General features: G+C 65.2%; 13 protein-coding genes. 7 read left to right on the top strand and 6 right to left on the bottom strand.

Going from position 1 to position 11,970, the window contains the following annotated elements; translation table 11 throughout:
• Positions 1-66: 66 nt before the first annotated feature.
• Together C404_RS52440 and C404_RS52435 are read right to left on the bottom strand one after the other, a co-directional pair.
• Positions 67-438 carry a 5-carboxymethyl-2-hydroxymuconate Delta-isomerase gene (locus tag C404_RS52440; RefSeq protein WP_021196843.1) on the bottom strand — a complete coding sequence of 124 codons (372 nt, stop codon included), beginning with the start codon at positions 436-438 and terminating at the stop codon, positions 67-69.
• A 64-nt stretch (positions 439-502) separates the two neighbouring features.
• A complete protein-coding gene (locus tag C404_RS52435; RefSeq protein ID WP_031329974.1) occupies positions 503-1,561 on the bottom strand; it encodes a polysaccharide deacetylase family protein in 1,059 nt (352 codons plus the stop codon).
• A gap of 106 nt (positions 1,562-1,667) precedes the next feature.
• Between C404_RS52435 and C404_RS52430 the strand changes: the two genes are divergently transcribed.
• Both C404_RS52430 and C404_RS52425 read left to right on the top strand, forming a co-directional pair.
• Entirely contained in the window at positions 1,668-2,573 is a 906-nt protein-coding gene (locus C404_RS52430) for a LysR family transcriptional regulator (protein ID WP_021196841.1), read from the top strand.
• A gap of 69 nt (positions 2,574-2,642) precedes the next feature.
• Positions 2,643-3,257: a glutathione S-transferase gene (locus tag C404_RS52425; RefSeq protein WP_021196840.1), complete on the top strand. Its 615-nt coding sequence runs from the start codon at positions 2,643-2,645 to the stop codon at positions 3,255-3,257.
• Between the two features lie 25 nt (positions 3,258-3,282).
• On the opposite strand, the gene C404_RS52420 is transcribed toward C404_RS52425, so the two are convergent.
• Positions 3,283-4,458 (bottom strand): HPP family protein, encoded by a 1,176-nt coding sequence (locus tag C404_RS52420; protein WP_031329972.1) that lies wholly within the window; start codon positions 4,456-4,458, stop codon positions 3,283-3,285.
• A 117-nt stretch (positions 4,459-4,575) separates the two neighbouring features.
• Positions 4,576-5,454 (bottom strand): AraC family transcriptional regulator, encoded by an 879-nt coding sequence (locus tag C404_RS52415; protein ID WP_021196838.1) that lies wholly within the window; start codon positions 5,452-5,454, stop codon positions 4,576-4,578.
• Between the two features lie 273 nt (positions 5,455-5,727).
• On the opposite strand from C404_RS52415, the gene C404_RS52410 reads away from it, so the two are divergent.
• Positions 5,728-6,021: a GYD domain-containing protein gene (locus C404_RS52410; RefSeq protein ID WP_021196837.1), complete on the top strand. Its 294-nt coding sequence runs from the start codon at positions 5,728-5,730 to the stop codon at positions 6,019-6,021.
• 70 nt (positions 6,022-6,091) lie between these two features.
• On the opposite strand, the gene metK is transcribed toward C404_RS52410, so the two are convergent.
• The gene (gene metK, locus C404_RS52405) at positions 6,092-7,282 is read right to left on the bottom strand and encodes a methionine adenosyltransferase (protein WP_031329970.1); all 1,191 of its coding nucleotides are present in this window, start codon (positions 7,280-7,282) and stop codon (positions 6,092-6,094) included.
• Positions 7,283-7,529: 247 nt separating this feature from the next.
• Between metK and C404_RS52400 the strand changes: the two genes are divergently transcribed.
• The 4 genes from C404_RS52400 to C404_RS52385 all read left to right on the top strand — a co-directional run bounded on the left by C404_RS52400 (position 7,530) and on the right by C404_RS52385 (position 11,146).
• On the top strand, positions 7,530-8,378 hold the full coding sequence (locus C404_RS52400) for a lysophospholipid acyltransferase family protein (protein WP_021196835.1): 849 nt from the start codon (positions 7,530-7,532) through the stop codon (positions 8,376-8,378).
• Between the two features lie 17 nt (positions 8,379-8,395).
• Positions 8,396-9,289 (top strand): lipid A biosynthesis lauroyl acyltransferase, encoded by an 894-nt coding sequence (locus C404_RS52395; protein ID WP_021196834.1) that lies wholly within the window; start codon positions 8,396-8,398, stop codon positions 9,287-9,289.
• Positions 9,290-9,378: 89 nt separating this feature from the next.
• Positions 9,379-10,257 (top strand): diaminopimelate epimerase, encoded by an 879-nt coding sequence (dapF, locus tag C404_RS52390; RefSeq protein ID WP_021196833.1) that lies wholly within the window; start codon positions 9,379-9,381, stop codon positions 10,255-10,257.
• A gap of 61 nt (positions 10,258-10,318) precedes the next feature.
• Positions 10,319-11,146 carry a polyphosphate kinase 2 family protein gene (locus C404_RS52385; protein ID WP_021196832.1) on the top strand — a complete coding sequence of 276 codons (828 nt, stop codon included), beginning with the start codon at positions 10,319-10,321 and terminating at the stop codon, positions 11,144-11,146.
• Positions 11,147-11,271: 125 nt separating this feature from the next.
• Here C404_RS52385 and pyrE read toward each other — a convergent pair whose 3' ends face one another.
• Positions 11,272-11,949 (bottom strand): orotate phosphoribosyltransferase, encoded by a 678-nt coding sequence (gene pyrE / locus C404_RS52380; RefSeq protein ID WP_021196831.1) that lies wholly within the window; start codon positions 11,947-11,949, stop codon positions 11,272-11,274.
• Between the last annotated feature and the right edge of the window lie 21 nt (positions 11,950-11,970).

Raw genomic sequence — 11,970 nt, 5'->3', positions numbered from 1 at the left:
CCGGCGTGCGGGTGCGAGTTCATGCGGTCTCCTTTGATGTTGTTGTGTGGGGTGTCGGGGGGCGAGCTAGCCCGGCGCGCGGGAGTCGGTCTTCTGGTACAGCGCCCGTTCGAGCGTTTCCACCAGCACGCAGCATTGCCACCAGCCGGGCGGCGCGTCGGCTGCAATGGCGTCGCGCAGCACGTTGTGGATGACGAGGGCCATGCTGTGCTGCAGCTCGGCCGAGCGCGGGTTGGTCAGCACCAGCCGGGCCACGATGAACTGGGCTTGCGCATCGTCGCCGGCCAGGAACGTGTTGGTGATGTGCACGCGGCTCTTGAGGTCATGCAGCCGCGCGCTGCCGCTATCGGCCAACTGGCGGTGGATCGTTTGCAGCAGCGCGGGGAAGTCCAGGCGACGTGCCAGCGGCTCGGTCGCTTCGATCACGATATGGGGCATGGCAGTGCTCGGGGGAGGCGTCAGGCAGAGGGGCGGGCATGCTGCGTTGCCCGCCGCGCCGGCTTCAGAGGGTTTCCTGCTCACGCACGGTCAGCGGGCTCGTGGCCGCATAGCGGGCGATCTCGTCTTTGCGCAGGAAGGCCACGCCGGGGTGTTGCTTGGCGTAGCGCAGGAAGGCATCCCACGCGCGCACCATCTGCGGTGTGCCGCTGATGCGGTCGTGCGCGCTGATCGACATCATGCGGCGGCGCGCGCCGGCCTCTTCGTAGAGCTGGTCGAAGTCCAGCTTGATCTGCTCCAGGAACGCCGATGGCGAATAGTTGCGGCCTTCCACCAGCAGGATGTCGTTATTGCGCAGCGTGTAGGGCACGACCACGAAGTCGCGGGCGTTGACCTGCTCGATGAAGGGCTCGTCCCGGCTGAGATCATCGATGTGGTAGAGGTAGCCCAGCTCCTGCAGCAGCGACAGTGTGTTGGGGCCGCGTCGCAGCCAGTTGCAGTTGTAGCCCACCGGGCGCTGGCCCGTCACCGCCTCGACCATGGTGACGGCCTCGCTCAGGAAGGCGCGCTCCTGAGCACGCGTCATGGCGTATTGCGAACTCCAGCGTGGGCCGTGCGCGGCGGCTTCATGGCCGCGTGCCACGATCTCGCGCGCCAGCTCGGGATGCCGTTGCACCGCCTCGCCGATCATGTGCGAGGTCACTTTCACGCCGTGGCGGTCCCACAGGTCCAGCATGCGCGGGATGCCCTCGCGGTAGCCGTAGGCAAACCACGTGTTGGTGGCTGGGTCGGACGGCATGCTGGCCGGAAAGTCGATCTTCGGGAACGGGCTGTCGGTGCCCTTGGGCGGCTGGCCGCCAGCCTCGAACTGCATCGAGATGGAGATGACCAGGCGGATGCCATTTGGCCAGAACTGGCCGGAAGCCGAAGCGGTCGTGGCGGCTGGGGCACTGCCTTGACGCGGCTGCGCAGCGGCGTTGCCGGCCAGCAGCGCACCGGCAGCCAGCGCGCCCGCTCCGGTTCCGGCACGAGCCAGAAAGGTGCGGCGGCCAGCGTCTGTCGGGGTGGCAGGGGTATCGACGCTGGCGTCGGTGGAGGGGCGGGCATCAGGCAATCGAGTCATGGCACAGGCAGGAACGTGAAAGACCGACGCATGCTAGTCTTCGCGAAATCGTGGAAATACCGCTGCCAATAGGAAACATCCTTTCCTGATTGCGAAGAATCTCCTCATGCTCGACAACTTGCCCGCGCTTATTTCGTTTGCCCGCATCGTCTCGGCCGGCAGTTTGTCGGCGGCGGCGCGTGAGATGGACCTGCCGCTGTCCGTGGTCAGCAAGCGGCTGGCACAACTCGAAGCGGCATTGGGGGTGCGCCTGATCCAGCGCACCACCCGCCGCCAGACGCTGACCGAAGAGGGCGCGTTGTTTCACAGCCGCGTGGTACGCATCCTGGATGAAATCGATCAGGCCGAGGCATTGCTGATGCAGCGGCGCCAGGCCGTGACTGGCCTGCTGCGCGTGACGGCGCCGGGCCAGCTGGGGCGGCGGCGCATTGCGCCCATCGTGGCGGCGTTTCAGCGCGAGCATCCGCAACTGAGCGTGCAGCTTGAACTGACCGATGCGGTGGTCGACCTGATCGACAGCGGTTACGACATGGCGATCCGCTTTGGCGCCCTGACCGACTCCACGCTGATCGCGCGGCCGCTGGCGCCCAACTTTCGGGTGCTGTGCGCCTCGCCGGCCTACCTGGCCGAGCATGGCGCGCCCGTGCATCCGTCAGACCTGGTGCGGCATCGCTGCATCCTGATCGGTGACCAGCGCCGTGCTGACCTGCACTTCAGCGGCGAGGGCGAAGCGCACACCGTGCGCGTCACCGCGTCCATTGTCACCAACGATGGCGAGGCCGCGCATACGCTGGCGGCCGAAGGTGCGGGCATTGCCGTCAAATCCATCTGGGATGTGGGCGACGATCTGCTGGCCGGGCGTCTGGTGCGGGTGCTCCCGGGGCATGCCGTGTCGGCCGCACCGCTGCATGCCATCTATCCGCACAGCCAGCACCTTGCGCCGCGTGTGCGCGTGTTTGTCGACTACGTACGGGATCGGCTGCAGCAGGCCTGGCGTTGGGATGCGCTGTGAGGACGACGCAGGCGCCCTATCATGAGCGTTCTTTTGCACACCCACGCATCGCCCCACCCAGGAGACCCCATGAAGCTGATCGGCATGCTTGATTCGCCCTACGTCCGCCGTACCGCCATTTCGCTCAAGCTGCTCGGCCTGTCGTTCGAGCATGCGTCGGTGTCGGTCTTCCGGCATTTCGACCGGTTTCACGAGATCAACCCGGTGGTGAAGGCGCCCACGCTGGTGTGCGATGACGGCACCGTGCTGATCGATTCCACCCTCATCATCGACTATGCCGAGACGTTGGCCGGCCGCAGCCTGATGCCTGCCGCGCTGCCTGCGCGTCAGCACGCGTTGCGTGTCATCGGACTGGCATTGGCCGCGTGTGAGAAGGCGATGCAGATCGTCTACGAACACAACCTGCGCCCGACCGAGAAGGTGCATGCGCCGTGGGTGGACCGCGTGCACGGTCAACTGCACGCCGCGCTCGACGCGCTGGAAGCGGAGTGGAAGGATGCGCCGCTGCCTGCGGATGCGAGCGCGCTGACGCAAGCCGGTGTGACGACCGCCGTGGCCTGGGGCTTTATCCAGTTGATGGTGCCGGACCGCGTGCCAGCGGCGAGCTACCCGCGCGTGGCGGCGTTCTCTGCCGCGGCGGAGCAGCTGGAGGTGTTTCGCGCGTGGCCGATCGACGCGGAGTGATGGATCGCGTGAATCAGCGGGCCGTTCAGGCGGCCTGCGGCTGGATCGTCGCCTGACGGTACAGCCCGCCCACCAAGTCTGATTCAGTAATGATGCCCGCCAGCCGGCCCTCGGCATCCACCACCGGAATGTGGTGATGCCCGGCGCTGGCAAACAGCGGCACCAGGTCGGACATGGGCGCGGTGGCGGCAATGGTCTGCACGTGCGTCTTCATGTGATCGGCCACGCGCGGCGGGGTGAGCGCGCCGATGCTGAACCAGTGGCGCAGCGTCTGGCGGAAATCACGCGGGTTCAGGCCGAGCAAATCCGCACGCGTGACGATGCCGATGACGCGCTGCCCGGTATCCACCACTGGCAGCGCCTTGATGCTGTGCTGACGCAGCAGTTGCAACGCCCGCGGGATCGACGTGGCCGGGGTGGCGGCAATCGCCGGCTGCGACATGATGTCGGCGCAGGTGAGCGCGTGGAAGGTGCGGCGCAGTTTTTCTTCCTGGGCCCGCAGCTGCATCTCGCGCAGCACGGCTTCGATGTCGTCGGGGTCGATGTCGAGCAGCTCGCTCTGGCGGCGCAGCGCGGCGACGATGTCGGCGCGGGTGAAGCCCCCAGCGGTGGGTGCGCGCTCAACGGCGGGCAGGCGTTGCGCGTGCGGATACCGGTGGCCCGTGGCGGCGTGGTACCCCAGCGCGCCCACCAGCAGCAGCGCTGACTGGATCAGGATTGGCTCCAGCACGAACGTGTACCCCAGCGCGTGCACGGCCGGCCCGCCAATCACGGCGGTCAACGCCACCGCGCCCGAGGGTGGGTGCACACAGCGCAGCGCAAACATGCCGGCAATGGCCATCGACACCGCCAGCGCAGAGGCCACCACCGGGTCTTTCACCAACAGCGCGCATGTCACGCCCACCGTGGCGGCCACCAGGTTGCCGCCGATGATCGACCACGGCTGCGCCAGCGGGCTGGCCGGCACCGCAAACAGCAGCACCGCCGAGGCACCCATGGGGGCCACCAGCAAGGGGATCAGCGTGGCGGCACCGGGCACGAGCTTCATCATCGTGCCGGTAAAGAAAATACCGATCAGCGCCCCAACGGCCGAGCGCACACGCTCGCGCCAACGCACCGTTACCGGTGCCGGGACGAAGCTGTGGAGCCAGTGGGCGAATGCGGCGCGTGACGTTGCGCGGGAAGCGGGCGGGGCAGACATGGTCAAGCGAGGTCGCACGGCGATTGCCCGGACCAGGCCTCACCAAGACAGATATGCGGGAAGAGTGCAGGCGCAAATTATATCATGCCATGACATAACGAGCGGGCGCGCACCGTGTCACTTCAGTGGTAACAGAATGTCGGTGATGGCCTCGTGTTCGGGCACGTCTGGGTAGAAGCGCACGCGCTGGAACAGCAGCGGCGCATCGCGCGGTTCCTCGCCGCTGGCGGGCAGCCATTCGGCATAGAGGTACGCGACGCTCTGGCCGAGTGTGTCGTCCGAGCCCGTGTGGCGCAGTACGGCGTAGCGGCCACCGGCCAGCGTTTTGGCGGTGACGCCGGCGGCGTTGGGGGCGATCGGTGCCTGCGTGGCGGCGCAGATGTCCATGCGGAAATCGTCCGGCGCCACATCGTCGGGGCTGTTGTAGACGATGTTGTAGGTGGCCGAGACGGACGGGTGCAGCCGGTGCGCGCGGCGCCAGGCGATGAACGTGCGGAGGGTCTCGCCCAGGCGCGCGGGGTCACCACAGTGCTCGATTGCAGCAACGGGTACGGCGTTGCGTTCAACGATCTCGACGGCATGGGGTTGCGGTTGTGCGGGCATGTGTTCGCTCCTGAGGGCGCGCAGCGCCTGTAGTTCGGTGGCCCAGGTGCGCCACTGTGGCGCCGCCCGAAAGTCCGACGGCGATTGTCCCGTCTGCTTGCGGAACGCACGCGCAAAGGCCTCCGGCGCCTCGTAGCCGCATGCCAGCGCGATGTCAGTGATGCGCGCCGCGTCGCGATAGGCGAGCTGGTGCGCGGCACGTTTGAGCCGCAGCAACTGCACATAGCGCCCGACGTTCATGCCGAACAGCAGCGTGAACTGGCGGTGGAAGTGGTACTTCGAGAACGCCGCCACTTCGGCCAGTCCATCCACGTCCAGCGCGTCCTCTAGATGCGCGTCGATGTGCGCGAGTACGGCGCGCATGCGGGCGAGGTAGTAGTCGGTGGTGGTCAATGGGAAAAGGCTCCTGGGTGGCGATACGGTAGCGCGTGGGTGGCGGGTGCGCCTGACCGAAATTGCGGAGTCGCCAGGGCGGTGATCGGTGTATCGCAACTGAAACGATTTCGACCTAATTGTGGCTGCATTTGCCGCCCGGCAGGGGCCTCACCGGCACGCATGGCATGTGCCTTCTAATATGGCGCGTTCATTGCGGCGTATTTCCTTCCGCGCGTTTCGGCGGCACGCGATGCTGCACCCCCCGGACTCCCGCCGATGAGGAGACGCACCATGGCAACTTTTCTGGCCCTGCTGAATTTCACCGACCAGGGCATCCGCACTATCAAGGACACCACCAAACGGGCCGCCGCGGCCCGTGAGCTGGCCAAGGCGGCCGGCATCGATATGAGGGAAACCTACTGGACGCTGGGCCAGTACGATCTTGTGGTGATTTGCGAAGGGCCGGACGACGCCGCGATGACGTCGTTCGGGCTGGCACTGGCTTCGGCCGGCAATGTCCGTTCCCAGACGCTGCGGGCGTTTTCCGCCGATGAGATGAACGGCATTCTCAGCAAAATCCCGTAAGCGTGGCGTCATTGCACACGCAACAAAAAACCGCCCCGAAGGGCGGTTTCGTTTTTGCAGCAACGCGGGCTCAGGCGAATGCCTTGGCCGGCTCACCCTTCAGGCCAGCCGCTTCGCGCAGCAGCAGGGCCTTGTCGGTGGCTTCCCAGCTGAATTCCGGCTCTTCGCGGCCGAAGTGGCCGTAGGCAGCCGTTTTTTCGTAGACCGGGCGCAGCAGGTCCAGCATCTGCACGATGCCCTTCGGACGCAGGTCGAAGTGCTCGTGCACGAGCTTGGCGATCTGGTCGTCCGGGATCACGCCGGTGCCTTCCGTGTACACGGTGATGTTGATCGGGCGTGCCACGCCAATCGCGTAGCTCACCTGCACCTGGCACTGGCGAGCCAGACCGGCGGCCACCACGTTCTTGGCGACATAGCGTGCAGCGTACGCCGCCGAGCGGTCGACCTTCGACGGGTCCTTGCCCGAGAACGCGCCGCCGCCGTGCGGGGCTGCGCCGCCGTACGTGTCGACGATGATCTTGCGGCCGGTCAGGCCGCAGTCGCCCTGCGGGCCGCCGATGACGAAGCGGCCGGTCGGGTTCACCAGATACTTGGTGTCGGCCAGCATGTGCGAGGGCAGCACCGGCTTGATGATGTCTTCGATCACGGCTTCGCGGATGGCTTCTTGCGACATCTCCGGCGCGTGCTGGGTCGACAGCACCACGGTGTCCACGCTGTGCGGCTTTCCGTCCACATAACGCACCGTCACTTGCGACTTGGCGTCCGGACGCAGCCAGGGCAGGCGGCCGTCGCGGCGCAGTTGCGACTGGCGCTCGACCAGGCGATGTGCGTAGTAGATCGGGAAGGGCATCAGCTCGGGCGTTTCATCGCACGCGTAGCCGAACATCAGGCCTTGGTCGCCGGCGCCTTGGTTCAGGTAGTCGTCCGATGCACGGTCGACGCCCTGGGCGATATCCGGCGATTGCTTGTCGTAAGCGACGAGCACGGCACAGCCCTTGTAGTCGATGCCGTACTCGGTGTTGTCGTAGCCGATGCGCTTGATGGTTTCGCGCGCAACCTGGATGTAGTCGACATTGGCCGACGTGGTGATTTCGCCCGCCAGCACCACCAGACCGGTGTTGCACAGCGTTTCTGCTGCGACGCGCGCATATTTGTCCTGGGCGAGGATGGCGTCCAGGATGGCGTCGGAAATCTGGTCGGCGACCTTGTCGGGATGGCCCTCGGAGACGGATTCCGAGGTGAAGAGGAAGTCGTTTGACACGGCTGTAAGCTCCAGAATGGCGAACTTGCTATTACGCGCCATCCGTTTGAGCCACGGCCGGCGACGCTTTAGCGGTATTTAGTAACCTTGCCCAGGTTTGTGGCCCGACAAGGATTCGCCCCGCAAGTTGTCAGTTAACTCGGCGAATCGCGCTATTATACGCGGCACTTTTTGGGGCCGCAGCACGGGCTGCCCAAGACCCTGCTCCTCTGTCGACTGCGACCAACACATTGCTGCGACCGCACGCATGACCTTCCTGTTCTGGCTGTTTTCACGCTTGCCCCTGTCAGTGCTGCAGGCGTTGGGCGGCTGGCTGGGAGCGCTGGCCGCCAAGGTGCCCGGCCGCTATCACGACCGGCTGATCGCCAACTTCCGCCACGCCTATCCGGACGCCACGCCCGCCATGCTCAAGGAGGCGGCCCGCTCTGCCGGCCGCATGGTCTTCGAGATGCCGTATTTCTGGGTGCGCAAGAACGGGGCGGATGTTGCTCCGCACTTGTTCAACGTCTGCCGACCGATCATCGAGCGTGCGCTCGCAGATGGGCGCGGCCTGATCTTCCTGACGCCGCACCTGGGCTGTTTCGAAGTGCTGCCGCAGGCCTATGCGCGTGAGCATCCCGTCACGTCGCTCTTCAAGCCGCCGCACAAGGCAAGCCTGCGCAGCTGGATCGAGACCATGCGCGCGGGACCGAACATGTCCATGGCGCCGGCCGACCCGCGCGGCGTGCGCATGCTGGTGCGCGCACTCAAGCGCGGCGAGGCCATCGGCATCCTGCCTGATCAGACCCCCACGGGTGGCGAAGGTGTGTGGGCGCCGTTCTTCGGCAAGCCCGCCTATACGATGACGCTGGTGCACCGCCTGCACCGGCTGACGGGTGCGCCTGTGGTCGCATTGTTTGCCGAGCGCCTGCCGCGCGGCGGCGGCTATCGCCTGCACGTGCAGGACATCGGCGATTTGCCTGAAGACGCAACGCAAGCCGCCACCCGCATCAATGCCGCCATCGAGCAGTTGATTGCCGTGGCACCGACGCAATATCTGTGGGGCTATAACCGCTACAAGCACCCCAAGGGCGCGGACGCTCCGCCCGCTGCCTGACGAGACTGCTGCACTTTATGGAACGTTTCACTGCCAAACTCGGACTCGGCTTTCTATGGCTGCTGTCCTTCCTGCCCTACAGCTTCGTCGCGCGTTTTGGCGAGGGGCTGGGCGGGCTGCTGTATCGCATTCCCAATGGACGGCGCCGTGTGGTGTTGGCCAACCTGAAAGCGTGCTTCCCTGAGAAATCCGACGCTGAGCGCGAAGCGATGGCGCACGAGGTCTTCCGAAAGGTCTTCCGCAGCTTTGCCGAGCGCTCGTTCGCGTGGTTCGCATCAGAGAAGCGCCTGATGCGCGTGGTCAAGATCGACGATCAGGCCAACCTGCCGGCGCTGCATGGTCAGCCGCATATTCTCGTCACGCTGCACCTGTCGGGTGTGGAGATCGGCGCGCTGGCGCTGACGGAATATCTGCGTACGAACACCGGCAACGCAGGCTGCTCGCTGTACACGCGCATGGCCAACCCGGCGCTGGATGATGCCGTGAAGGCGCTGCGCAGCCGCTTCGGTGCGACCATGGTGTCGCGTAACGAAAACATCCGCCAGATCATGCGGACCATCAAGCGCGGCGAGGCGCTGCAGCTGATCTCCGACATGGACTTCGGCGAGCGCGACTCGGAGTTCGTGCCGTTCTTTGGTGTGCCCGCGCTCACGCTCAACGCCATCCCGCGTATGGCGTCGATGACCGGCGCCAAGGTCATCCCGATGTACACCGAGATCCTGCCGAACTACGAAGGCTACGCGCTGCGCATCCTGCCCGCGTGGGAGAACTACCCCACCGGCGACCTGACCGCCGACACGCGTCGCATGAACGCCTTCTTTGAAGACGCCATCCGCCCGCGCATTACCGAGTACTACTGGGTGCACAAGCGCTTCAAGCACCGCCCGGAAGGCATGCCTGGCATTTATTGACGCCCGGGGCGGGCCGGCCCGGCTCGCTTTAGAATGGGCGTTTTCCGAACGCTCACCGCCGCCTGGGTCACCTTGGGCGGCCAACCATCGTGAAACTGCACTTCACCAAGATGCACGGCGCGGGCAACGACTTTGTCGTGCTCGACGGCATCCAGACCCCGATCGACTTCACCCCTGAGCAATGGGCCGCCATTGCTGATCGCCACTTTGGCGTGGGGGCAGACCAGCTCCTGCTGGTCGAGCGCTCGACGCGCCCGGATGTCGATTTCCGCTATCGCATCTTCAACCATGACGGTGGCGAGGTGGAGCACTGCGGCAACGGTGCGCGCTGCTTCGTGAAGTTCGTCACCGACCGGGGTTTGACCGATAAGCGCACCGTGCGCGTGGAAGTCATGAACGGCATCGCTACGCTGACGATGCAGGACGATGGCCGGGTGACCGTCGACATGGGCGCGCCCGTGTTCGAGGCTGCACGCCTGCCATTTCTGCCCGAGGGCTTGCCCACGCGCGCCGAAGGCCGCGACACGCTGCACGCGCTGCAGATCAACGGCCGCACCGAGTGGCTGTCGACCGTATCAATGGGCAACCCGCACGCGGTGCAAGTGGTGGACGACACCGAGGCCTTCCCCGTACTGGAGGACGGTCCGCTGATCGAATCACACGCCGTGTTTCCGCGCCGTGTGAATGCGGGCTTCATACAGATCGTCGATCGTCACGCCATCCGCCTGCGCGTGTACGAGCGCGGCGCGGGCGAGACGCTTGCCTGCGGCACGGGCGCCTGCGCGGCCGTGGTGGCGGGTATCCGCCGTGGCCTGATCGATTCGCCCGTCAAGGTAGCCACGCATGGCGGCGACCTGACCATCGCCTGGGCGGGCGAGGGCGAGCCGGTGATGATGACTGGCCCCGCCACGACCGTCTTTGAAGGCACGCTGGATCTGGATGCATTGAAGCTGACTGCTGCGCACTAGCCCCCGAGTCAACTGCACGGTTGGCTGCCGTACCCGTCAAAACAATAACGAGGAGAAGTTCATGGCATCGAACGGCAAGACACTGATCGACGAGTGGCGTTACGACGGCAGCAGCAAGTTCAAGATCGCCAAGGCGGATGCGGGGATCAAACCGTTGTCAACCGGTAGCAAGGCCACCGACCAGGAGCGCCTGGCCGAGATTGGCGCGCGGCTCGATACGCTGCAGGACATCCTTTACGCCGAGCACCGCCGCAAGGTGCTGGTGATCCTGCAGGGCATGGATACCTCCGGCAAGGACGGCACCGTGCGCAGCGTGTTCCGCGCAATGGACCCGTTGGGGTTGCGCGTGATCGGCTTCAAGGCGCCGACGCCGCTGGAGCTGGCGCACGATTACCTCTGGCGCGTCCACGCGCAGGCGCCTGCACGCGGCGAGATCGTCATCTTCAACCGCAGTCACTACGAAGACGTGCTCATCACGCGCGTGCACGGCGACATCGATGCGGATGAATGCAAGCGCCGCTACGGGCATATCAACGCGTTCGAGCAGATGCTGGTCGAGACCGGCACAACCATCGTCAAATGCTTTCTGCACATCTCCAAGGACGAACAGCGCAAGCGACTGCAGGAGCGCATCGACGATCCGCACAAGCACTGGAAGTTCGACCCTGCCGACATCTCGGAGCGCAAGTTCTGGGATGACTACATGGATGCCTATGAGGCGGCCATCAATGCCACGGCCACGCCTAGCGCACCTTGGTATGTGGTGCCGGCGGATTCCAAGACGCACCGGAATTTGATGGTGGCGGAGATTTTGTTGCAGGTGCTGGAGGGGATGAAGCCGGAATATCCTGAGGGGAATCCGGCTTTTGAGGCTTTGAAGATCGAGTAGGGATTGGGTATGGCGGGGTTGGGCTTTGGTGGTCCATCCCCGGCATGGGATTGAACAAAGGAAAAACCAGAAAAACAAAACCCCGGCGAACAACATTCACCGGGGTTTTTCACAACTTCAAGCGTTCAAATTGCGCTAACGCCGTACTTATCCCGATACGCCGCAGCCTTCTCGCGATACCCCGCCAGCGCCGGATCACCAGCGCCATCCAGATACCCCAGCAAGTCGTCCAGGTTCGCAATCGACACAACCGGCATGCCGTATTGAGCCTGCACATCCTGCACGGCCGAGCGCTCGCCGATATCCACAGCATTGCCGCTGCGCTCCATCCGATCCATCAGGATCAGCACTGCCGCCGGTGTGGCGCCCGCCGCGCGAATCAGCTCCACCGACTCGCGCACCGACGTGCCGGCCGAGATCACGTCATCAACGATCACCACGCGCCCTTGCAGCTTCGCGCCGACCAGGCTGCCACCCTCACCGTGGTCCTTGGCTTCCTTGCGGTTGTAGGCAAAACCCACATCGCGGCCCATGCCCGCCAGCGCCACGGCCGTGGCCGATGCCAGCGTGATGCCCTTGTAAGCCGGCCCGAACAGCATGTCGAACTCGACGCCCGAGTCCAGCAGGGTTTTCGCATAGAATTGCGCGACTTGGCCCAACAGTCCGCCGTTTGCGAACTTGCCGGCGTTGAAGAAATAGGGCGACGTCCGCCCCGCCTTGGTCACGAATTCCCCGAACGACAGCACGCCGGCTTCCACCGCAAAGCGGATGAAGGATTGGCGCAACTCGCTGTTTTGGCTCATCTTTTTTCTCTGGTCTGCAAA

The organism is Ralstonia sp. AU12-08, assembly GCF_000442475.1.
Lineage (GTDB): Bacteria > Pseudomonadota > Gammaproteobacteria > Burkholderiales > Burkholderiaceae > Ralstonia > Ralstonia insidiosa.
This window is presented reverse-complemented; position numbering and strand designations above follow the sequence as displayed.

Excerpts from the sequence above, each read along its gene's own strand:
- C404_RS52440 (WP_021196843.1), bottom strand. The coding sequence starts at position 438 with ATGCCCCATATCGTGATCGAAGCGACCGAGCCGCTGGCACGTCGCCTG.
- C404_RS52435 (WP_031329974.1), bottom strand. The coding sequence starts at position 1,561 with ATGACTCGATTGCCTGATGCCCGCCCCTCCACCGACGCCAGCGTCGAT.
- C404_RS52430 (WP_021196841.1), top strand. The coding sequence starts at position 1,668 with ATGCTCGACAACTTGCCCGCGCTTATTTCGTTTGCCCGCATCGTCTCG.
- C404_RS52425 (WP_021196840.1), top strand. The coding sequence starts at position 2,643 with ATGAAGCTGATCGGCATGCTTGATTCGCCCTACGTCCGCCGTACCGCC.
- C404_RS52420 (WP_031329972.1), bottom strand. The coding sequence starts at position 4,458 with ATGTCTGCCCCGCCCGCTTCCCGCGCAACGTCACGCGCCGCATTCGCC.
- C404_RS52410 (WP_021196837.1), top strand. The coding sequence starts at position 5,728 with ATGGCAACTTTTCTGGCCCTGCTGAATTTCACCGACCAGGGCATCCGC.
- C404_RS52400 (WP_021196835.1), top strand. The coding sequence starts at position 7,530 with ATGACCTTCCTGTTCTGGCTGTTTTCACGCTTGCCCCTGTCAGTGCTG.
- C404_RS52395 (WP_021196834.1), top strand. The coding sequence starts at position 8,396 with ATGGAACGTTTCACTGCCAAACTCGGACTCGGCTTTCTATGGCTGCTG.
- C404_RS52385 (WP_021196832.1), top strand. The coding sequence starts at position 10,319 with ATGGCATCGAACGGCAAGACACTGATCGACGAGTGGCGTTACGACGGC.
- pyrE (WP_021196831.1), bottom strand. The coding sequence starts at position 11,949 with ATGAGCCAAAACAGCGAGTTGCGCCAATCCTTCATCCGCTTTGCGGTG.